Genomic DNA, 21,549 nt, shown 5'->3' with positions numbered 1-21,549 from the left:
TGGCATCTCGGTCCCCCGTCAGATGTGGACGCGGGCGGCGCGACGGAATGCTGACTGCACTGTCGCGCTCGAGCTCAGGGGGAACTCCGATGACGTCCGTACCGCACCACTACGACACGGCGCCGCTCGTGCACACCGACGTCCTCGTGCTGGACTACCTGGCCGCGCTCTGGGCCGCCAGTGAGGAGCTCGAACCGGGGCTGCGCGACGAGCTGATGGCCACCGTCGCCGACTACATCGCGATGCGCCGGACCTCGGCCGCCGATCCGATCGATGACCCGCAGCAGATCCTGGCCCGGCTGGGCCCTCCCGAGTCGCTCGCGGCCGCGGCCCGCCGCGGGCGGGTCCCGGCCCACCTGCGGCGGCCCGCCCCGCCCCTGCCGGTGCCGCCGGCCGCACCGGCGCCCTCCGGCCATCTCGAGTACGCGGGGATAGCGCTGCTCACCGCGGGTTCCGTGGTGCTGCCGGTGGTCTGCCCGCTCGCCGGGCTGCTGCTGGTCTCCGGATCGCCGCGGTGGAGCCCGGCGCAGAAGACGGCGGCCTGGGTGCTCACCGCGCTGCCCGCGCTGCTCACCTTCGTGATGGTGCTCGGCGCGCTGGCATTCGGCGGCGGCGCCGAGATCCTGGTCCTCGGCTACCTGGCGATGGTCGCGGGCGCCGTCATCGCGGGCCTGTCCCTGCTGCCCGGCCTGACGGCCCGGCGGCGCTACTGAGCCTCGGCGGGGCGGCGCAGCGTGGCGCGGGCCAGCATCGCGATCGAGAACGCGGAGTGCGCCAGCAGCAGGCCCAGCATCCGGAACACGCCGCCGGACAGGAATCCCGCGCCGATCGCGGCAACCGCCCCGGCGGCCACCGAGAGCAGCCCGCCGACGGCCGCCTGCGCGACGCCGGCGGTGCCGCGGGCGACGGCCGCGAAGCCGCACACCGCGGCGACCAGGGCCAGCAGCAGCACCGCCTCGGTGGCGGGCGAGCCGAAGGCCGCCTGGTGTGCCACCTCGGGGATGCCGGAGCAGAGCGCGGCCGCGAACGGAAGCTCGAACAGCGGCGGCAGCAGCCACATCAGCTGGGCCGACCAGCGCCCGGTCGTCGCGCTCGCCGTCGATCCGGTCATGGGACGCCTCCGTCGGTAGCTCGGAGTCCAGTCTCCTCCCGCGCCGCAACCCCGGCGTTCAGCGGATCGGCGAGCAGCCGGCCGAAGGCCAGCTCGGCGGCGCCGATCAGGGCGGCGTCGCGGCCGAGCGCGGCGGCCCGCAGCAGCACCCGCTCGCGGGAGGCGGGCAGCGCGCTGACGTCGAGGCGGCGGTGCACCACGTCGGCGCCCGCGGCGTAGACCTGCCGCAGCGAGCCACCGAAGACCACCAGGCCGGGGTTGATCACGTTGAGCAGGCTGGCCACGCCGAGCCCCAGCCAGTCGGCGACCCGGTGCACCGCCGCGCAGGCCGTGCGCTCGCCGTGCTCGGCGGCGCGCAGCACCTCCGCCGCCGCCGCCGCGAGGCCCGCGGTCCCGGGCTCCCGGCCGGCGTGCCGCAGCAGGGCGGCCACACCGATCTCGGTCTCCCAGCAGCCGCGCGAGCCGCAGCCGCACCGCACGCCGCCCGGGTTGACGACCATGTGGCCGACCTTGCCGCCGTGCCCGCGATGGCCGGAGACGAGCCGGCCGCCGGTGATGATGCCGGCGCTGACGCCGAGGTCGCCGTGCAGGTAGACGACGTCGTCGGTGCCCGCCGCGACCCCGCGGGCGTGCTCGGCCAGCGCGGCGATGTCGGCCAGGTCCCCGGCGACGAAGCCCGGGTCGGCCGGGAACTCGGCGTACAGGGCGGCGCCCAGCTCCGCGTCGGCGCGGCCGATCCGGATCCTTCCGTCGGCGTCGCGGGTCGTGTCCGCCACGGCGACGGCGCCGCCCGCGCACCGGGCGCCCTCGGCGAGGCCGCGCTCCATGTCACGGACGAGGCAGGCCAGCGGCCCGGCCGCGTCGGCGGCCGGCATGCCCGGCGGACGGGCGACCTCGCGCAGGTCCAGGACGCGGCCGCCGAGGCCGACGCAGGCGGCGCGGAGCCGGTCGGACTCGATGCTCAGCGCCCGCGCGTAGACGCCGCCGGAGCGGGGGCTGACCACCAGCGAGGGCCGGCCGGCCCGGAGCGCGACGGTCGGCGGCTCCTCGGTGACCAGCCCACCGGCCGCCAGGTCGGCGGCGAGCGCCCCGATGGTGCTGCGGTTGAGCCCGAGCCGGCCGGTCAGCTCGGCGCGGGAGGTCGGGCCGTGCAGGTGGACGTGGCGCAGCACGGCGCCGAGGTTCTGCCGGCGGATCTCCTCCTGGCCGGGCAGGTACGGCGCGGACCGCGCTGGTGCCGGCACGTCGGTTCCCGCCTTCCTGATATCGGTGCCCTCGACGGCGAAGGGCCCCCGGAGACGAGCTCCGGGGGCCCAAGGGTCGTCGATGACTACCCTGCGTTGATTACTTGGTGAGCGGCGCGAGCTTCGGGTCGTTCGCGTACGCCTCGGCCGCGTTCGCCTTGGTGACGGCGACCGGGGGGAGCAGGTACGTGTCGACGACCTTGCTGCCGTTGTTGTAGGACTTCTGGTCGTTCACCTGCGGGGTGCCACCGGTCTGGAGCGCCTTGACCATGTTGATGGTCTCCTTGACCAGGGTCCGGGTGTCCTTGTTGATGGTCATGTACTGCTCGCCAGCCATGATCGACTTGACCGACTCGACCTCGGAGTCCTGGCCGGTGACGACCGGGACGGGCTTGCCGGCACCCTTGATCGAGGTGATGATCGCGCGGCCCAGCGTGTCGTTCGGGGACAGGACGCCGTCGAGGGCCTTGTCACCGTAGGTCGAGGTCAGCAGCTGGTCCATGCGGGCCTGCGCACCCTCGGCCTTCCAGCCCTGGATGGCGGTCTGCTTGACGTCGGTCTGCTTCGACGCGACGACCAGGTTGCCCTTCTCGATCTCCGGCTTGAGGACGTCCATCGCACCGTTGAAGAAGACACCGGCGTTGTTGTCGTCCGGCGAGCCCGAGAACAGCTCGATGTTGTACGGGCCGGTCGCCTTCTTGGCCTTGAGGCCGTCCAGCAGGGCCTGGCCCTGGAGCTGGCCGACCTTGAAGTTGTCGAACGCGACGTAGTAGTCGAGGTCCGGCGTGTTGGTGATCAGGCGGTCGTACGCGATGACCTTCGCGCCGGCCTGGTGCGCCGCGGCGACCTGGGTCGACAGCTGCGCGGCGTCGGTCGCGCCGATGACGATGACCTTCGCGCCCTTGGTGACCATGGCGGTGATCTGGTTCTGCTGGTCGGCGACCGTGGTCGACGCGCCGGCGTACTGCACGTCGCTCTGGAAGCCGGCCTCCTTCAGGCCGTTGGTGAACAGGTCACCGGCGAGAACCCAGTTCTCCGACGTCTTGGCCGGCAGGGCCACACCGATGAGGGAGTTCGCCGCGAAGCCCTTGGCCGGGGCGTCCGTGCCGGCCTCGTCGTCACGGCCGCCGCTGCAGGCCGTCAGGGCCAGCATCGAGATGGCACCGATGGCCACCGTCTTGGCAAAGAAAGTACGCATGAGGGGGTGTTGCCCTTCTTCAGAGAGGTGATACGGGTGATGGGTGTTGCGGGTGGTGAGAGGGGTCGGTGGCCGTCAGCCGGACACCGTTGTCTTGGCGGGCTGGGTGTCCGCGTCCGACGAGGTTGCCGGTTTGGCGGGTGCCTCCCGGCGGAACGGGCGCATGATGCTTCCGATGATGGAGAAGCGCCCCTGGCTCTTGTTGTAGACATCGAGCGCGACGGCCAGCAGCAGGACCAGGCCCTTGATGATCTGGACGAGGTCGGTGCCGACGCCCTTGAGCTGGAGGCCGTTGTTGAGCACGGCCATGACCAGGCCACCGACGATCGAGCCGCTGATGGTGCCGATGCCGCCCGAGACGGCCGCGCCGCCGATGAAGACCGCGGCGATGGCGTCCAGTTCCCAGCCGTTGCCGTCCTGGGGGCCGGAGGCCGCCGAACGCGCCACGAAGATCATGCCGGCCAGGGAGGCCAGGACGGACATGTTCATCATGACGTAGAAGTTGACCCGCTTGAGCTTGACGCCGGACAGCTCCGCGGCGCGCGAGTTGCCGCCGACCGCGTAGATGTGCCGGCCGCCGGCCGTGTTCCGGGTGTAGAACGAGTACGCGATCACCAGGGCCACCAGGATGATGCCGGAGACCGGGAAGCTGGTGCCGACGCGGCCGCTGGCGAAGCGCAGGGTGGCGAAGAGGATCACGCCGACCATCACGCCGATCCGCACGACCGAGATCCACAGCGGAGCGGTGTCGGCGTCCATCGCGTGGCGCGTCCGGCGGGACTGCACCTCGCGCCAGATGACGGCCAGGCAGGCCAGGAAGCCGAGCAGCAGCGTCAGGTTGTTGTAGCCCGTGCTGGGGCCGACCTCGGGCAGGAAGCCCGAACCGATCACCCGGAAGGGCTCCGGCACCGGGATGGTGTTCGCGTTGCCGATGTACTGGTTGCCGCCGCGGAAGATGAGCATGCCCGCCAGGGTGACGATGAACGCCGGAACCCCGATGTAGGCGACCCAGAAGCCCTGCCAGGCGCCGATGATGGCACCGATCACGAGGCCGAGGAGGATGGCCAGCGGCCAGGGCAGGTCCCAGTCCGCCATGGACTTGGCGACGATGATGCCGGTGAAGGCGGCGATCGAGCCGACCGACAGGTCGATGTGCCCGGCCACGATCACCATCAGCATGCCGACGGCCAGGATCAGGATGTACGAGTTCTGCTGGAACAACGCGATCAGGTTGTCCGAGCGCAGGGTCAGGCCGTCGGTCCAGATTTGGAACAGGACAACAATCGCCACCAGGGTGAAAATCATCCCGAACTGACGGGCGTTGGAGGTGGTGCCTCCGAACAGGTTCTTCTGAAGGTCCTTGAATCGGCTCATCGGGTCTGCATCTTCTTCGTCGAGGTCATCTGCTTCATGAGGGTCTCCGGGTCCGCGTCCTGCCGGGCGATGTCGCCGGTGATGGTGCCTTCGAACACGGTGTAGATGCGGTCGCAGAGCCCGATCAGCTCAGGCAGCTCCGAGGAGATGACGATGACGCCCTTGCCCTGGGTGGCGAGCCGCTGGATGATGCCGTAAATCTCGTACTTCGCGCCGACGTCGATGCCGCGGGTCGGCTCGTCGAGGATCAGCAGGTCCGGGTCGGTGAACATCCACTTCGCCAGGACGACCTTCTGCTGGTTGCCGCCGGAGAGCTTGGAGACACCCTCGTCGACGGTGGGCGCCTTGGTGCGCAGCTCCCTGCGGTAGCCCTCGGCCGCCTTGTACTCCGCCACCTCGTCGATGATGCCGTGGCGGGTGATCTTGGAAAGCTTGGCGGCCACCGTCGACGTCTTGATGTCGTCGAGCAGGTTGAGGCCGATCGCCTTGCGGTCCTCGCTGACGTACGCGAGTCCGTGCGCGATGGCGTCGGCCACCGACTTGAGCACGATCTCCTTGCCGTCCTTGATGATCGTGCCCGACTCCCAGACACCGTAGGACCGGCCGAAGACGCTCATCGCGAGCTCGGTGCGGCCGGCGCCCATCAGGCCGGCGAAGCCGACGATCTCGCCGCGGCGCACCACGAAGTTCTCGTTCTTGCAGACCTGGCGGTCGGCGGAGATCGGGTGCCGCACGTTCCAGTCGCGGACCTCGAAGAAGACCTCGCCGATCGTCGGCGTGTGGTCCGGGAACCGGCTGCTCAGCTCGCGGCCGACCATGCCGCGCACGATGCGGTCCTCGTCGACGCCGTCCGCCTTGATGTTCAGCGTCTCGACCGTCTTGCCGTCGCGCAGGATGGTGATCTCGTCGGCGATCGCCTCGATCTCGTTCAGCTTGTGCGAGATCATGATCGAGGTGATGCCGCGCTCGCGGAAGCCGCGCAGCAGGTCGAGCAGGTGCCGGGAGTCGGCCTCGTTCAGCGCGGCGGTCGGCTCGTCCAGGATGAGCAGCCGGACGTCCTTGGCGAACGCCTTGGCGATCTCCACGAGCTGCTGCTTGCCGACGCCGATGTCCTTGATCAGGGTGTCGGGGTCCTCCTGGAGGCCGACCCGCGCCATCAGGTCCAGCGCCATCCGGTTGGCGGACTTCCAGTCGATCGCGCCGCGCTTGCGGGGCTCGTTGCCGAGGAAGATGTTCTCGGTGATCGACATGTCCGGGATGAGGGCGAGCTCCTGGTGGATGATCACGATGCCCGCGTGCTCACTGGCCCGAATGTCGTGAAAGCGGGTCTCTGCCCCCTGGTAAACGATGTCACCGTCGTATGACCCGTAGGGATAGACGCCGCTGAGTACCTTCATCAGCGTGGACTTGCCGGCACCGTTCTCGCCGCAGATGGCGTGGATCTCGCCGGCCCGCACCACGAGATTGACGTCGGAGAGGGCCTTGACCCCGGGAAACTCCTTGGTGATGGAGCGCATCTCCAGGAGGATGGGCGCGTTGCTCATCGGTCGCACCACCTCGCCAACGTCATGGATGCCTCCGGGATGGTCTCGCCTTCACATGGTTTTGTTGCCGAAGGCAACCTATTCAGAGCGGAAGATGATTCGCAAGTTTTCTTGATCACCGTTCGGGTAACAATCCGGCAATGAAGAGCCGGGGCGTGCATCGCACGCCCCGGCTCGGGTGGTTCTTCGATGGGATCAGACCGCTGCGGGTTCGCGTTCCCGCTGCTCATCGAGCTGATCGCGGAGCCGCTCGCCCTCGATGTCGACGTTCGGCAGCGCCCGGTTCAGCCAGCGCGGCAGCCACCAGGCAGACGTCCCGAGCAGTGAGATCACCGCCGGGACTATTGTCATGCGGACAACAAACGCGTCGATCGCGACGCCGACCGCGAGCGCGAAGCCCATCGACTTGATCACCGGGTCGTCGAGCAGGATGAAGCCGGCGAAGACCGACGTCATGATCAGGGCGGCCGCGGTGACCACCCGGGCGCCGTGCCCCATGCCGCTGATCGTGGCCGCCTGCGCGTCCGCGCCGTGCACGAAGTCCTCGCGCATCCGCGAGACCAGGAAGACCTCGTAGTCCATCGCGAGGCCGAACAGGATGCCGATCAGCAGGATCGGCAGGAAGCTGATCAGCGGGCCAGGGGTGTCCAGGCCGACCAGGTCGCTCAGGTGGCCCTGCTGGAACACCAGCACCGTGATCCCGAAGGTGGCGCCGACGGTCAGCAGGAAGCCGAGCGCGGCCTTGAGCGGCACCAGCACCGAGCGGAACACCAGCATCAGCAGCAGCACCGAGAGCCCGACCACCAGCAGCAGGTAGACCGGCATCGCGTCGGACAGCTTCTCCGACACGTCGATGCCGACGGCGGTCTGCCCGGTCAGGGCCACGTCCGCGCCGCTCACCCCGGCCACCCGGTGGCGCACCTCGTGCACCAGGTCCTCGGTGGCCGCGTCGAGCGGTCCGGTCGTCGGGATGACCGCCAGCAGGGCCGTGAGCTTGTCCCGGCTCAGGTTCGGCGGGGTGACCGCGAGCAGGTTCGGCGTGCCCTGGAGGACCTGGGTGACCTGCTGGACGGCGGCGCCGGTCCGCTCCGGTGAGTCGCTCGAGACGACGAGCGCGAGGCGGCCGTTGAAGCCCGGACCGAAGCCCGCGGTGATCAGGTCGGCAGCGTCGCGGGCCGCCGTGCCGTCGGGCGCGGCGGTCGCGTCCGGCAGCGCCACCCGCATGTCGGTGGCCGGCAGCGCCAGGGCGCCGAGGCTCAGGACGCCGACCAGGATCACCGGTACCCGCAGCCGGGTCACGATCCGCGCCCAGCGGAAGCCGAAGGTCTCCACCGCGGCGTCCGGCGCCGGCCGGTTCTCGCTCGCGCGCAGCCGGCGCGGCAGCACCAGCGCGCCGGCGAAGCCGAGGAACGCGGGCAGCAGAGTGATCGCCACCAGCACCGCGACCGCGACGGTTCCGGCCGCGGCCAGGCCCATGACGGTGAGGAACGGGATGCCGACCACGGCGAGCCCGGCGAGGGCGATGACGACGGTGACGCCCGCGAAGACGACAGCGGAGCCGGCCGTACCGACCGCGCGGGCGGCCGCCTCCTCCGGCGCCAGGCCGTCGAGCAGGTTCTGCCGGTGCCGCGACGTGATGAACAGCGAGTAGTCGATGCCGACCGCGAGGCCGAGCATCAGCGCCAGCACCGGTGCGGTGCTGGTGAGGTCGACGACGCCGCTGAGCGCGAAGAGGCCGGCCATGCCGGCGCCGACACCGATCAGCGCGTTGAGCATGGTCATCCCTGCGGCCACCAGCGAGCCGAACGTGACGACCAGGACGACCAGGGCGATGAGGACGCCGATGCCCTCGGTGCCGCCGACCTCGGGCTCGGAGTTCATCACCTCGCCGCCGTGCTCCACCCGCAGGCCGGCCGCCTCGGCCGTGGCGCCGCTCGCCTCGTACGCGGCGCGCTGCTCCTTGGTGACGGCGTCCGCGCGCTCGGCGAACTGCACCTGGATCAGCGCGTGACGGCCGTCCTGGGAGAGGGCCTTCACCGCGTACGGGTCGACGGCGCCGAGCGCGCCGGGCAGCTGCGAGGCCTCCTTGACCAGGCCCTGCACCGCCGCGGTGAGCCGCGGGTCGGCGAGCGTCGCGCCCTGCGGCGCGGCGACGACGATGGTGCCGGTCGCGCCGCTGGCCTCCGGGAACTCCCGTTGCAGGGCGTCGATCGCGCGCTGCGACTCGGTGCCGGGCATCGTGAAGTTGCTCGCCGTCGGGCCCTTGAAGGCCAGCGCCGCGCCGCCGAGCGCGGCAAGCAGCACGAGCCACAGGACGACCACGAGCTTGCGTCGCCGGAACGAGGCCCGGCCGAGTCGGTACAAGAGGGTAGCCATCTCAGTCCTTGTCGTGAGGGGTGATCAGGGCACGCTTGGCCACGGCGACCAGCGCCTCGCGCAGGTCCTCCCCGGCCTTGTCGATGACGACGCCGGCGATGCCGCCGAGCAGCACCTCCGCGGCGAGGCAGTCCGCCGGGTCCGGTGACCGGCCGGCGAGCGCGGCGCACAGGTTGTCGATGTGCGGGCGCAGGAACGCGAACGCGGGCTCCCGCAGGAACCGCGCCGCGTCGCCGTAGATGAGGGCCGCCTCCTGGCGGTGCCGCAGCACCAGGTCCACGAAGCCCTCGATGGCCGCCGACTGGAGCTCGGGCCCGTCGAGGGCGGCGAGCCGCGCGTCGAGGGCGGCGAGTTCCTCCGCGGCCGGGGCGATCAGGGCGGCGAGGATCGCGTCCTTGCCGGCGAAGTGGTAGAGCAGCGTGGCCTTGGAGCAGCCGACCTCGGCGGCGATCTCCTGCAACGAGGCGCCTTTGAACCCGACGTGGGCGAACTGCGCGGCGGCGACGACGAGGATCTCGTCACGGGTACTCCTGCGGGGCATGCGCTTCAGCATGCCTGACCGATCGGTCAGATCCTGTCCGATCGGTCAGGAAAGTGACGGAGCCAACTCCCGCGGCGGGCCGCCGGGCGTCAGCGGCAGGTGCACACCATCAGGTTCGGCGACCCTCGGCCGGCCGAGGTGACCTTGCCCTGGGAGGCGGCGCGCAGCAGCGCCACCCGCACCGAACTCGGCTTCCAGGTGCGGTGTGCCGCAAGCAGCAGCGCGGCCGCGCCGGCCACGTGCGGGGCCGCCATCGAGGTACCGGACATCACCTGGTGTGCCTTGTCGCTCGACTTCCAGTCCGAGGTGATCGCGAGGCCCGGCGCGAACAGGTCCACACACCGGCCGTAGTTGGAGAACCCGGCGCGCCGGTCGCCACGGTCGGTGGCGGCGACGGTCAGCGCGGACGGCTCGCGGGCCGGCGAGAAGTCGCAGGCGTCGCGGGACTCGTTCCCGGCGGCGACCACGAAGGTGATGCCGGCGGCGACCGCCCGCTTCACCGCGTCGTCGAGCGCCCGGGACGGCGGGCCGTCGATGCTCATGTTCACCACGGCCGGGCCGGCCGCGTGCGCGATGATCCAGTCGATCCCGGCGACCATCTTGGCGTAGCTGCCCTTGCCCTTGCAGTCCAGGACCCGCACGGCGACGAGCCGGACCCGCTTGGCCACGCCGTACTGGGCGCCGCCGACCGTGCCGGCGACGTGGGTGCCGTGCCCGTTGCAGTCGTCGGCCTTCGCGTCGCCGCCGATGAAGTCCCAGCCGTACCTTGCCCGTCCGCCGAAGTCGCGGTGGCCGATGCGGATGCCGCTGTCCAGCACGTAGACGCTCACCCCGGCGCCGCCGGCGGAGGGATAGGTGTACGCGCCGGTCAGGCGCTTTCCGCGCTGGTCGACGCGGTCCAGCCCCCACGACGGCGGCGTCCTGACGGTGGCCGACGCGGACACCTCCCCGTCGTCGGTGACATACGCCACGGCCGGGTCGGCGCCGAGCCGGGCGGCCGCGGACGGCGACATCCGGGTGGCGAAACCGAGCAGGCCGCTGGTGTACCTCTCGTGCACGACCCCGCCGAACCGCCGGGCCAGCGCGTCAGCCTTGGTGGGCACCTCGGCCGGGTCCGTGCCGGGCGCCAGCACGACCAGGTAGTCCGACAGCGCCTCCTGCGGATTCCGGACGCCGTGCGGGCGGGCCACCGACGACAGCACACCGACGACCGCGGCAACCCACAGGGCGCCACGGGCGACCCGACGTGCCTGCCGCATATACGGACCCCCTCGTGAAGATACGAGGAAGACATCGGCGCACCGCGGCGAGGCCTGAGCGGTTCGAGAGTGACGACCGACCAGCGAGACGGCCGCATGACGTCATGTCGTTACCGGCATCACGCCCTGCGGGGTCGTCGCCGGCGGGTCGCGACGATCAGGCCGAGACCGCCGAGGATCAGGGCCTGGCCGGCGAGCAGGCTGGTCGACAGGTCGTCTCCGGTCACCGGCAGGCCCTGGCTCACCGGGCCGTCGGGGCCACCCGGGATGGTCCGGTGAACACGGTCTCGCGGACGGCGACGTCGGTAAGTGCGACATCACCGACGTTCGTCACCAGGTAGGTGAAGGTCACCCTCTGGCCCTCGACGAACCGTGCGGGAGAGGTCGGTGAGCCGCTCTTGACCACCTCGATGGCGGGCGTGCCCGCGGCGCCACCGCTGTTGGTGAGCACCTCGGTGCCGCTGGGTGGCGACGTGACCGTGCCGCCGCCGGGGGTCGTTCCGCTCACCGTCGCGACGTTGCTGATCACGCCCTGGTCGAGGTCCTCCTGCGTGACGTCGTAGGTGACGGTGCAGGTCGTCGCGGTGCCGGGAGCCAGCGGTCCGGCCGGCGCGACGGGTGCGCAGGTCGGTGCGCTGAGCGTGCCGGTGCCCGTGAAGGACGTCTCGTCCAGGGTCAGGCCGGACAGCGCGATGCCGCCCGTGTTGGTGATGAGGAACGTGTAGGTGACCCGCTGGCCGACCGTGTCCACAGAGTCGGGGGACACGGTCTTGGTCAGGTCCAGGTGGGGCAGCCCGGTGGGTGTCACGCCCGGGACCGTCACGACGGCGGACGCCGGGTTGGAGACGACGCTGCCGCCACCGTCGGCCGCCGTGCCGACCGCGACCGCGGTGTTCCAGATGGTTTTGCGGTCCACGTCGGCCTGGGTCACCGTGTACGTCGCGGTGCAGGTGATGGAGTCGGACGGTGCCAGCGGCGCGGTGAGCGCGGTGGGCCGGCAGATCGGTGCGGAGAGCGTGCCGGTGCCGGTGAACGTGGTCTCGTCGATCGAGGAGAGGGTCACCGCCACGCTGCTGTTGTTGGTGATCTGGAAGGTGTAGGCGATCCGGTCGCCGGCGGTGTCGTAGACATCCGGGTCGGCGTCCTTGACCAGGGCGAGGGCCAGGCGGGTGGTGACGCCGACGGTCGCCGGGGCCTCGGGAGAGGTGGTCGTCGACCCGTCCGGCGCAATGCCGGTGGCGATGGCCACGTTGGACACCTGACCGGCTCTGATGTCGGCCTGGGTGACCGTGTACCCGGCGGTGCACGTGGCCCTGGCACCCGGCGCGAGTGTCGTCGGGCTCAGGGTGCAGGGCGGGTTCGCCATGGTGCCGGTGCCGCTGAACGAGTCGTCCCGCACGACCGCGCCGGTCAGGGTCACGTTGCCGCTGTTGACGGCCGTGAAAGTGTAGGTGACGGTCTGCCCGGCCGCGTCGACCGTGGCGGCGCGGCCGACTTGGTCAGCTCCAGCGCCGGCTGCCGGCTGAGATCGACCGGGGCGGAGTCCTCGTTGGAGCTCACGGGCGCACCGTCGGGATCGGCGCCGGCGGCCCGGGCCGCGTTGGTGATGACCTGTCGCGTCTCGTCGTCCAAGTCGGCCTGGGTCACCGTGTACGTCGCGGTACAGGTCACGGTGATGCCGGGCGCCAGCGAGGCGGCCTCCGGCGGGCAGCTGATCGACGACAGGTCTCCGGCGCCGTCGAAGCCGGTCTCGGAGATGCCCACCCCGCTGACGATGACGTTGCCGGTGTTGGTGACCGCGTAGGAGTAGGCGATCTCCTGCCCGGCGGCGGTGATCAGGACCGGATCCGCGCTCTTCTCCAGCGAAAGACCGGCTACGTTCGTGCCCGGAACGATCGCGGTGGAGGGCGGCGACTCCACCGGGACCTGCGTCCCCGGCGGGGTGCCGGTCGCGACGGCCGTGTTCTCGACGGAGCGCTGGGCCACGTCGGCGTCCGTGAGGGTGTACGTGGCGGTGCACACGGTCTGCTCTGTGGGTGCGAGCAGGGTGGCCTTCGCGTCGCAGGCGATGGCGGAGACGGCGCCCGAACCGGTGAAGTCCGTTTCGCGGATGCTGACGTTGGTCAGCGGGACGTTTCCGGAGTTGGTCGCCACGAAGGTGTACGTGACGGACGCGCCGGCGACGAAGGCCGTCTGAGCCAACGGTGCGGCGGACTTCTTGATCGTGATCCCGGGCTGCGCCACCGCGGTGTTGGTCACCGTGCAGGCGTAGTCGTCGGTGGTGGTGATCGGCAGCGTCCAGGCCCCCGCGACGCCACCGGGTGTGACCGGGGCGCCGGTGGTGGTGTCGGTGCACGCGATCGTGGTGTCGTAGTCGTCCAGGTCCGACGCCGAACCGGCGGCCATCGCGTCGGTGATGGTGTAGGTGCTGTTGTCGTCGACCGGCCAGTTGGTGGTGCTCACCGTGGTGGCGCCGCCCGCGGTGGTGGCCGAGGTGACGGGGGCGTCGCCGCTGTCGAGCAGGCTCACGGTGAACTGGTCACTCGCCCGCAGCCGCGCGGGCACCGACTTGGTGAGCGTGACCGTGGGAATCCTGTCCAGGAAGCACCGCGCGCCGTCGTTGCCGGACGAGGTGGGTCCCCTGGAGACCAGGATCGCGGCGCGGGTGCCCGGGTCGATGCGGTAGATGAAGCCGCTCTCGTTGTTCGAGGCGTACAGGAAGCCGCTGGCGTCGGCATAGGTGACGCCGTACGCGGACCGCTGGTTCCTCACCTCCGACGGCACGCCGGCGATCGCACCCTGGTCGGTCCGGTCGAACGGAGCAGGTGGACGTTGCCGTTGCCCGAGGTGGTCTCGGCGACGCCGAACAGCGCGCCGGCGACGTAGGACCAGTCCGAGGGCAGGTACAGCCCGGGCAGGCGGGCGATCGTGCCCTTCGCGACCAGCGCGGGAGGGGTGGACGCCCCGGGTGCCAGGTCGACCTCGTACCACAGCGCCAGGGTGGCGTTGGAGTTCATCTGCCACAGGTGCCCGGCCGGGTCGAAGTCGCCGACGTTGATGGCGGTGACCGGGAAGCCGGTGGGCAGGCCCAGCCCGAACATGGTGCCGTCTTTGTGGATCCGCGTCAGCTGGTTGGTCTGCTGGTCCCAGCCGTAGAAGTAGTTGTCGAGGGTGTTGTAGCCGACACCGTTCACGGCGCGCGTCGTCTTGCCCGAGCCGGTGGCGCCGGCGCCGGCGGCAAGGTTGACCTGCTGGACGTGGTGCGGGGTGCTGTTCGTCCCGTTCGGGCTCTGGAACAGGTAACCGGACTGGTCACAGGTCCACGGGTTGGTCTCGGCCAGTGCGGCGGCGGGTATCTCATGGCTATAAATGGCCAAACTGCCCCGAGGGGCCGGGTGGCGGCTACGTTCCGTGATCGCCGGCGGCGTCTAGTCGCGCAGCTCGCGCAGGATGCGGGCCAGCTCCGCGCGGTCTTCGCCGCTGAGCCCGGCGAAGAACCGCTCCGCCGCGGCCTGCCGGGCCGACTTGATCGCCACGCCGGTCGCGGTGCCCGCCTCGGTGAGGGTCAGCAGGGTGGCGCGCCGGTCGGCCGGGTCCGGCGCGCGGGCGACCAGGCCGCGCTCCTGGAGGTCGTCGACGACCTCGGTGGCCGAGCGGGCCGCGATCCGCAGGTGCTCGGCGAGCGCGCCCGGGCGCATCGGGCCGTGGCGCCACAGGACGCTGAGCGCCCGGCCGTGCGACGGCGAGATGTTCAGCGGCCCGAGGGTCTCGCGGTTGAGGTGGCGCAGGTTGCGGGCGACGGACCAGAACAGCTCGGACAGGCTGTCGTCGTCGGCGCCGCGGTCCACCGGAATACCGTACCAGCGATTGCGGTTGTAACCTCATGTTGAGGTAACCTCAGCTAATCACGTACCGGAAGAAGGTAGTCGCTCTTGGCATCAACACCCACCGAAGGCGGCCGCAAGGGCCGCGCGCACACCGTCACCGCCGCCGAGAAGAAGCAGGCCGCCGAGGTCTCGCTGCGCCGCATCGGCCGGCTCTTCGCCGCACACCGCCTCCAGCTCGCGGTCGTCACCGCGATCATCGTCGCCTCCTCCGTGATCGCCATGGCAGCGCCGTTCCTGCTCCGCGAGGTCATCGACCGCGCACTCCCCCGGCAGGACCTGACGCTGCTGGCCTGGCTGGTCGCCGGCATGGTCGCCGTCGCCGCCGTGACCTCCGCGCTCGGCGTCGCGCAGACCTGGATCTCCACCACCGTCGGCCAGCGGGTCATGCACCGGCTGCGCACCGAGGTCTTCGCACACCTGCACCGCCAGTCCGTGGCGTTCTTCACCCGGACCCGGACCGGCGAGGTGCAGTCCCGGATCACCAACGACATCGGCGGCATGCAGTCGGTGGTCACCTCGACCGCGACCTCGATCGCCGCCAACCTCACCACCGCCGTAGCCACCGCCGTCGCCATGGCCGCCCTGTCCTGGCAGCTCTCCCTCGTCTCGCTGGTCGTGCTCCCCCCGGCGATCCACCTGACCCGCCGCGTCGCCCGGATGCGCCGGGAGATCACCGCGCGGCGCCAGCGCGAGCTCGCCGACCTCAACGTGATCGTCGAGGAGGGACTGTCGATAAGCGGCGTGCAGCTGAGCAAGACCATGGGCACCGGCCCCGCGCTCGTCGAGCGCTTCACCGCCTCGTCCACCCGGCTCATCGACCTGGAGCTGCGCTCCGAGCTGGCCGGCCGCTGGCGGATGGCCGCGATGAGCATCATCTTCGCCGCCATCCCCGCCCTCATCTACCTCAGCGCCGGCCTGCCGGCGACCGCCGGCACGCTGAGCATCGGCACCCTCGTCGCGTTCACCGGCCTCCAGGCCGGCCTGTTCCGGCCGCTGATGGGCCTGCTGGGCGTCGGCGTCTCGCTGACCAGCTCGCTCGCCCTGTTCGCGCGCATCTTCGAATACCTCGACCTGCCGGTCGAGGTGGACGATCCCGCCGAGCCCGTGCGCCTGGACCGGCCGGTCCGCGGCCACCTGCGCTTCGAGGACGTCACGTTCGCGTACCCCGGCAGCACGACCCCCGCGGTCGCCGGCGTCACCCTGGACGTCCCGGCCGGCACGTCGCTCGCCCTGGTCGGCGCCACCGGCTCCGGCAAGAGCACCATCGCCGCCCTGATCGCCCGCCTCTACGACCCGTCCGCCGGCCGGATCACCGTCGACGGCATCGACATCCGCGACCTGCGGCTGGCCGACCTCGCCGGCATCGTCGGCGTGGTCAGCCAGGAGACCTACCTGCTGCACACGACCGTACGGGAGAACCTGCGCTACGCCCGCCCGGACGCGACCGACGAGCAGATCGAACAGGCCGCCCGGGCCGCACACATCCACGACCTGATCGCCGACCTGCCCGACGGCTACGACACGGTCGTCGGCTCCCGCGGACACCGCTTCTCCGGCGGCGAGAAGCAGCGCATCGCGATCGCCCGCACCCTGCTACGCGACCCACGGATCCTCGTCCTGGACGAGGCGACAAGCGCCCTCGACACCGTGACCGAACGCGCCGTGCAACACGCCTTCGACGAACTCTCCCGCGGCCGCACCACGGTGACCATCGCCCACCGCCTCTCCACCATCCGCGACGCCGACCAGATCGCGGTCGTCGCACACGGCCACATCCTCGAATCCGGCGACCACGCCGACCTCCTCTCGGCCGGCGGCCACTACGCCACCCTGGCCGCGTGACCGACGGCAGCCGCATCCACCCAGCCCACGCGACCAGCGGCCACCACGCCGCCTAACGGCGTCGAGCTGGACGTCGTCAGCCACGACCTGCTCAAGTTCGCCACCGCTTGAACGGCGATCCACGTCATGCCGACGCACCACCAGGCGGGCGCGATCACCGGCGGCAGCCGGCGGGCCGTGTGGCACCGCTGCACAAACCGAACCTCGACCTTCGGCTGCGCGGGTGAGACGGGTCGGCGGCGGCAACGTCACCGGTCCATCAGGAGGCAATCCACGGCCGCGACGGGTGTTGACCCTGTCCCGGCGGGGGGCGAGTCCGGCTTCCACCCCGGAGTCGGCACCCCTTGCGGATCACGACGCGCATCCACTGCCGCAGACGCTGACGCGACAGGCCACTCCGCGCGAATGTCACTCCCGCGGCACAAGAGAGCGAAATATGCACGGGGCTGCCGATGAGAGCTCGCCCGCTGGGCCGTCGAAATGCCTGATGCAGCGGACATCATATTCGTCGCGAAATCCCGAGTCCGGAATTGCTGGGGGCGGCGGAGGTCTTGCATTCCGCCGGTCGTCGACTCGGTTGAATTCACAATGGGTACTGCTTGTTGTTCGCGTGTGGATCCCGGCCCGGTCGCGATGCTCCTGGTGCGGATGAGGTCGGCGCGGGCGGCCCCGGTTCGCCGGTCCGGTCCGGGCCGGCACGGCGGTGGCGCGGCGCCGTTCGCCGGCGCGCCTCTCCGGGCGTGGTCGCCGATTGCGGGGCGCGCCGTGGCCGCCCACCCGGCGGGATCGATCCGACAGGCAGGGGAATCGGAGTCGGCGTCTCTCGGCGAGACCAGTCCAACGACTGGTCCCGCCGGGCGTGCAGGTCTTGGCGGATCCCACCCGGCCTGAGGTTTCGCCCGGCGAGCGCGGCTGGCCGATCTCCACTTGACCAGCAACCTCGTTCGGCGGATGCACTTCGGTCGGTTCCGCCGCGTCGGTGGTCTCGTCCAGTGAGGACGTCCGCGCAGATTCCACCAGGTGTGCAACCTCGCCCGACCGAGATGTCCGGGCAGGTTCCACCAGGTGCGCAACCTCGCCCGACCGAGATGTCCGGGCAGGTTCCACCAGGTGCGCGACCTCGCCCGACCGAGATGTCCGGGCAGGTTCCACCAGGTGCGCGACCTCGCCCGAAGGAGACGTTCCGCGCAGGTTGTTCCGGGTCGGCGAGGCAGTTGAGTCTGTGCTTCTCAGTTGGCTCGGTAGTGCAGGGGGTTCGGGCTTGTCGACGGCAAGCCGGCTGCGACGCCGCGACGGATCCTGATGGGTCGAGGTGCTGCGGCCCGCCGCCGGGCATCGGGTCGGTTCGACGTCGGCGGGCCCGGCCGGGCGGGTGGGTTGCGGGTCCTCCGGCCACCGCCCCGCCGGGCCTGCCGCAGTGTGTTCACCGTGTCGGCCGCGCAGCTGCCGCAGACGCCGGGCATGGCGTTGTGTCAAGCCCCATGCCCGGTGCCGCTCGTGCTCGCGGCGGAACTCGTCACGCTCGACGGAGTAATTTCGGGATGCGGTGCGGTCACGCATGGCGGCCAACTCACTGCTGGTGAAGAACTGAAGCTGCCGCATGTATTCATTATCTCGGAGCCTCCGACGTTTGTCCTTTCCGATCCACTTTCGATCATGCCAACTTTATCGGCGGCGAGCATCGATAAAGAAATGGCTGCATATTTAGATGAGCGCCGCAATAGAAGGCGCGTGGGGCCACTGGCGTGCCATGCCCCACCAGGGGTTCAAATCCCCTCCGGTCCGCAGACTCCCCTGCCGGCGTTCGCGCTCGGTGCCGACCAGAAAGCGGTCGTCGAACACAGCCGCATCCCCGAGTCCGGCGACCACGCCGGCCTACTGTCGGTCGGCGGCCACCGCGCCATCCTTGTCGCACGGCGCCGGCAATCGAGACCGGTCGGGGCATTCCTGAGAGGGCTACGATGGCCGCTGATGAGTTGCGGGCAACGCGCCGACATCGCCGCCCACGTCGACGCAGCGCTGCTGCGCGACGATTGGCACAAGGTGAAGCGGCTCACCACCCGGGAGCTCAATCAGGCGTGACCCGGCGTGGTGGACGACTTTGATCGGACGCTCGCCGAGATCGTGTTCAACGTCGGCGATGACCTGGGCCTCGTCCTCGCCGGTGGGTACGCGATCAGCGCACACAAACTCACCAGCCGACCGTCGCGGCAGCATTCCGCGACGCCGGACTCGCCGTCGCCGTCGTCGAACTCGCCGCGCGGGTGGCGCGGCTGACCGTCACCAGGAGCCCGATCCGGGCAGCCGCGACACCACCGACCGGGACGGATACCTCGACACGTGAGCCCGGTTGGTCTGGTTGCGCCGGTCGAGCGGGGCGGATCAGGGTTTGCAGGTGGTCTGCAGGTTGGTGGTGAGGCGGTCGGCGAAGGTGGCGTCGGCGGTGAGGCGCTCGCGGAGCTGGGTGACCTGGGCCTTGGTGAGGCCGGGGTAGGCCGGGGTGGCGGCGTAGGCCTTGGCCATCTCGGCGGGGTTGTCGTAGACGGTGGACTGCACCGTGCACAGGTGCGCGGCGGTGGCCGTGATGAAGGCGTCCTCGGCCGTGCGCGGTCCGCCGGCGGGCGCGGCCTCGGTGGTCGCGGCGGGCTGGGCCGGGGCGACCTGGGCCGCGGCGGTGGTGTCGGCCTGTGTGCCGCAGGCGGTGAGTCCTAGCAGGGCTGTCGCGGCCACGGCGCCGGCCGCGGCGAGGGTCAGGGTGCGGGTGGCGCGTGCTCGCATGATCGGCTCCGTTCGCATGGTGGGCAGGGTCATCAGACGGCGCCGAGCAGGATCGAGCCGGTGAAGCTGCCGCCGTCGTAGGTGGCCTTGACCGGTACGCGGACGGTGGCGTCGGCGGGCTGGTTCCAGGCGGTGGCGTCGAGGCGGACGCGGACGAAGTCGTCCTGGCCGACGGGCAGGGCGGAGCCGCCGTCGAGGCCCGCGGAGTCGCGGTCGCCGGGGTAGACGACGGTCAGCCCGGGCGGCGGGGTGAGGGTGACGCGGAAGTTGTCCAGGTTCGGCCTGTTGCCCCGGAAGGTGATCGTGGCCCAGGTCGGGGTGTCCTTCTTGATCAGGACGGGGGCGGTCTTCAGGACCACTGCCGGGTCGGTGCTCGGCGTCACGGGCAGGGTCACGGGCAGGGTCACGCTGCCCTTGGGCCCGCTGCACACGACCTTCTTGTCCTTGAGGTCGTCGTCCTTCTTGATCTGCCCGGGCGGGAGCAGGCGGTAGTCCACGTTCAGCGTCAGCGCGACGGGTGCGGTCGCGGCGGCGGGTGCCGTGACGCGGAACGCGGTGTAGTCGAGGTTGCCCGCGGCGAGCGTGTCGGCGGTGTAGAACGACGAGTGGTCACCGGTGCTGGCCGGGTAGCCGACCGTCGGGCCCTTGCCGGTGAGGGTCACGTGGACGTCGCAGACGTCCTGGTCGGCCTGCCACATGGTGCTGACCCAGCCCTGCTGGCCGGGAAGCATCGTGGCAAGGGTCGGTACCATCAGCGTCAGGGCGTCGTCCTTGCCCGCCGCCGAGGCCGGCGCCGCGAGGCTCACCATCCCGGTCGCCGTCGCCGCCATCAGCACCGATGCCGCGCCTACCCGAACCCGCATTCGACCATCCCCCGTTTGATGTCTGTGTACTGCCCGTACACAGACACCTTCGGCACCGGGTCGCGGGCGGTTAGCCCGAATTTCGGTACCCGAACACAAGAGCAACCGGACGGCACCACGCCTGCAACCCGGGGGTCAGGACGGGTCGGAGGACCGATTCGTGGTGTAGCGGTCGAAGGGGTTGCCGTATTCGCGGACGGCGGTGCGGGCGTAGGCCTGCTGGAACGTCGAGACGCGCTCCGAGCGGCCCCGGCCCAGGAAGCTGACCGCCCAGTGCAGCACCGCCGTCACCCGGTTCTTGAAGCCGACCAGGTACAGCAGGTGCACGGCGAGCCACATCAGCCAGCCGAGGAAGCCCGACACCCGTACCCGGCCGACGCTCGCCACCGCCGAGAAGCGGGAGATCGTCGCCATGCTGCCCTTGTCGAAGTATTTGAACGGCGGGCCGGGTTCGCGGCCGTCCAGGCGGCGCTTGATCTGGCCGGCGACGTAGCGGCCGCTCTGGATCGCGACCTGCGCGACGCCGGGCAGGGCGTCGAGCGACATCATGTCGCCGACCGCGTAGATCTCCGGGTGTCCGGGCAGCGAGCAGTCCGGGTTCACCCGCAGGCGGCCGGCCCGGTCCGTGGCGGCGCCGGTCGCCTCGGCGAGGCGGGTGGCCAGTGGGGGTGCGGCCACGCCGGCGGCCCACATCTTGGTCATCGACTCGATGCGCCGTCGGCCGCGCTTGGTCTCCACCTCGATGCCGGTCGCGTCGACGCCGACGACCCGGGTCTCCAGCTCGACCTCGACGCCGAGCAGGTGCAGCCGGCGCAGGGCGCGGGTGGACAGGTGGTCGCCGAACGTGTTGAGCACCGCGTCGAGCGCGTCCACCAGGATGACGCGGGCCCGGCGCGGGTCGATGTGGCGGTACTGGCCGGGCAGGTTGCGGTGGGCGAGTTCGGCGATCTGGCCGGCCATCTCGACGCCGGTCGGGCCGGCGCCGACGACCACGAAGGTCAGCCAGCGTTCCGCGTCGGCGGGGTCGGGTTGCAGGTCCGCCAGCTCGAAGGCGCCGAAGATGCGGGCGCGCAGCTCGAGCGCGTCGTCGATGCTCTTCATGCCGGGTGCGTGGTCGGCGTAGCCGTCGTTGCCGAAGTAGGACTGGGACGCGCCGGCGGCGACGATCAGGGTGTCGTAGCCGACGGTGTAGTCGATGCCGGGTGCCTCGACCGTCACGGTCCTGGCCGTGGCGTCGATGCCGGTGACCGTGCCGAGCCTGACGTCCACGTTGCCCTGGCGCCGGAGGATCTCCCGGATCGGCGGGGCGATCTCGCCCTCCGAGAGGATGCCGGTCGCCACCTGGTAGAGCAGCGGCTGGAACAGGTGGTAGGCGGTGCTGTTGATCAGGGTGACGTCCACCGGGGCCTTGCGCAGGGACTTGGTGGCGAAGAGCCCGCCGAAGCCGGCTCCGACGACCACCACGCGGTGCCTGTCATCAGATCGTTGAGGCATCAGGCGACGGTATCAACGATCACGAACGCCCGCCGGTG

The 21,549-nt window shown here is 70.9% G+C and carries 20 protein-coding genes and 1 pseudogene; 4 read left to right on the top strand and 17 right to left on the bottom strand.

All coding sequences use genetic code 11. The features are described 5' to 3' along the window. Window positions 1-89: 89 nt before the first annotated feature. Window positions 90-713, top strand: coding sequence for an HAAS signaling domain-containing protein (locus BJ971_RS13545; RefSeq protein WP_184993068.1), 624 nt, complete (start codon window positions 90-92; stop codon window positions 711-713). Here BJ971_RS13545 and BJ971_RS13540 read toward each other — a convergent pair. From BJ971_RS13540 to BJ971_RS13485, 14 genes and pseudogenes are all read right to left on the bottom strand, one after another. Further along, a complete protein-coding gene (locus BJ971_RS13540) occupies window positions 707-1,111 on the bottom strand; it encodes a hypothetical protein (RefSeq protein ID WP_184993066.1) in 405 nt (134 codons plus the stop codon). The genes BJ971_RS13545 and BJ971_RS13540 overlap by 7 nt on opposite strands. After that, window positions 1,108-2,355, bottom strand: coding sequence for an ROK family protein (locus BJ971_RS13535; protein WP_239087644.1), 1,248 nt, complete (start codon window positions 2,353-2,355; stop codon window positions 1,108-1,110). The genes BJ971_RS13540 and BJ971_RS13535 overlap by 4 nt, the downstream gene beginning before the upstream one ends. 100 nt (window positions 2,356-2,455) lie before the next feature. Next, window positions 2,456-3,553, bottom strand: coding sequence for a substrate-binding domain-containing protein (locus tag BJ971_RS13530; RefSeq protein ID WP_184993064.1), 1,098 nt, complete (start codon window positions 3,551-3,553; stop codon window positions 2,456-2,458). A 75-nt stretch (window positions 3,554-3,628) separates the two neighbouring features. Then, entirely contained in the window at window positions 3,629-4,927 is a 1,299-nt protein-coding gene (gene mmsB, locus BJ971_RS13525) for a multiple monosaccharide ABC transporter permease (RefSeq protein WP_184993062.1), read from the bottom strand. After that, entirely contained in the window at window positions 4,924-6,471 is a 1,548-nt protein-coding gene (gene mmsA / locus BJ971_RS13520; protein WP_184993060.1) for a multiple monosaccharide ABC transporter ATP-binding protein, read from the bottom strand. Before mmsA ends, mmsB begins: the two co-directional genes overlap by 4 nt. A gap of 195 nt (window positions 6,472-6,666) precedes the next feature. After that, a complete protein-coding gene (locus BJ971_RS13515; protein ID WP_184993058.1) occupies window positions 6,667-8,847 on the bottom strand; it encodes an MMPL family transporter in 2,181 nt (726 codons plus the stop codon). A 1-nt stretch (window position 8,848) separates the two neighbouring features. Next, window positions 8,849-9,388, bottom strand: coding sequence for a TetR/AcrR family transcriptional regulator (locus tag BJ971_RS13510; protein WP_239087643.1), 540 nt, complete (start codon window positions 9,386-9,388; stop codon window positions 8,849-8,851). An 89-nt stretch (window positions 9,389-9,477) separates the two neighbouring features. Beyond that, window positions 9,478-10,647: a S8 family peptidase gene (locus BJ971_RS13505; RefSeq protein ID WP_184993055.1), complete on the bottom strand. Its 1,170-nt coding sequence runs from the start codon at window positions 10,645-10,647 to the stop codon at window positions 9,478-9,480. A 119-nt stretch (window positions 10,648-10,766) separates the two neighbouring features. Then, window positions 10,767-10,874, bottom strand: coding sequence for an LPXTG cell wall anchor domain-containing protein (locus BJ971_RS13500; RefSeq protein ID WP_184993053.1), 108 nt, complete (start codon window positions 10,872-10,874; stop codon window positions 10,767-10,769). A 14-nt stretch (window positions 10,875-10,888) separates the two neighbouring features. Then, entirely contained in the window at window positions 10,889-11,896 is a 1,008-nt protein-coding gene (locus BJ971_RS13495; protein WP_438839538.1) for a CLIPPER-2 domain-containing protein, read from the bottom strand. Between the two features lie 12 nt (window positions 11,897-11,908). Then, window positions 11,909-12,079 (bottom strand): annotated as a pseudogene (locus BJ971_RS42645) (CLIPPER-2 domain-containing protein); the annotation flags it as partial. Continuing rightward, window positions 12,064-13,419 (bottom strand): CLIPPER-2 domain-containing protein, encoded by a 1,356-nt coding sequence (locus tag BJ971_RS42640; protein WP_438839537.1) that lies wholly within the window; start codon window positions 13,417-13,419, stop codon window positions 12,064-12,066. The pseudogene BJ971_RS42645 and the gene BJ971_RS42640, both read right to left, overlap by 16 nt. Further along, window positions 13,416-14,024, bottom strand: coding sequence for a DUF6923 family protein (locus BJ971_RS13490; protein ID WP_184993049.1), 609 nt, complete (start codon window positions 14,022-14,024; stop codon window positions 13,416-13,418). Before BJ971_RS13490 ends, BJ971_RS42640 begins: the two co-directional genes overlap by 4 nt. Window positions 14,025-14,075: 51 nt before the next feature. Beyond that, complete coding sequence (locus BJ971_RS13485; protein WP_184993047.1) at window positions 14,076-14,495, bottom strand: MarR family winged helix-turn-helix transcriptional regulator; 420 nt, start codon at window positions 14,493-14,495, stop codon at window positions 14,076-14,078. An 84-nt stretch (window positions 14,496-14,579) separates the two neighbouring features. Between BJ971_RS13485 and BJ971_RS13480 the strand changes: the two genes are divergently transcribed. The 3 genes from BJ971_RS13480 to BJ971_RS13470 all read left to right on the top strand — a co-directional run bounded on the left by BJ971_RS13480 (window position 14,580) and on the right by BJ971_RS13470 (window position 18,653). Continuing rightward, the gene (locus tag BJ971_RS13480) at window positions 14,580-16,376 is read left to right on the top strand and encodes an ABC transporter ATP-binding protein (protein WP_184993045.1); all 1,797 of its coding nucleotides are present in this window, start codon (window positions 14,580-14,582) and stop codon (window positions 16,374-16,376) included. Between the two features lie 1,428 nt (window positions 16,377-17,804). Then, a complete protein-coding gene (locus tag BJ971_RS13475) occupies window positions 17,805-18,458 on the top strand; it encodes a hypothetical protein (RefSeq protein ID WP_184993043.1) in 654 nt (217 codons plus the stop codon). A 6-nt stretch (window positions 18,459-18,464) separates the two neighbouring features. Continuing rightward, window positions 18,465-18,653: a hypothetical protein gene (locus tag BJ971_RS13470; RefSeq protein WP_184993041.1), complete on the top strand. Its 189-nt coding sequence runs from the start codon at window positions 18,465-18,467 to the stop codon at window positions 18,651-18,653. 105 nt (window positions 18,654-18,758) lie between these two features. Here the strand turns inward: BJ971_RS13470 and BJ971_RS13465 are convergent, their stop codons facing one another. The 3 genes from BJ971_RS13465 to BJ971_RS13455 all read right to left on the bottom strand — a co-directional run bounded on the left by BJ971_RS13465 (window position 18,759) and on the right by BJ971_RS13455 (window position 21,481). Then, window positions 18,759-19,154 carry a hypothetical protein gene (locus tag BJ971_RS13465; RefSeq protein WP_184993039.1) on the bottom strand — a complete coding sequence of 132 codons (396 nt, stop codon included), beginning with the start codon at window positions 19,152-19,154 and terminating at the stop codon, window positions 18,759-18,761. Between the two features lie 32 nt (window positions 19,155-19,186). Beyond that, the gene (locus BJ971_RS13460; RefSeq protein ID WP_184993037.1) at window positions 19,187-20,017 is read right to left on the bottom strand and encodes a hypothetical protein; all 831 of its coding nucleotides are present in this window, start codon (window positions 20,015-20,017) and stop codon (window positions 19,187-19,189) included. Between the two features lie 135 nt (window positions 20,018-20,152). Further along, window positions 20,153-21,481 (bottom strand): NAD(P)/FAD-dependent oxidoreductase, encoded by a 1,329-nt coding sequence (locus BJ971_RS13455; protein WP_311772753.1) that lies wholly within the window; start codon window positions 21,479-21,481, stop codon window positions 20,153-20,155. Window positions 21,482-21,549: the final 68 nt, after the last annotated feature.

The sequence above is a fragment of the Amorphoplanes digitatis genome (assembly GCF_014205335.1).
Taxonomy (GTDB): Bacteria; Actinomycetota; Actinomycetes; order Mycobacteriales; family Micromonosporaceae; genus Actinoplanes; species Actinoplanes digitatus.
This window is presented reverse-complemented; position numbering and strand designations above follow the sequence as displayed.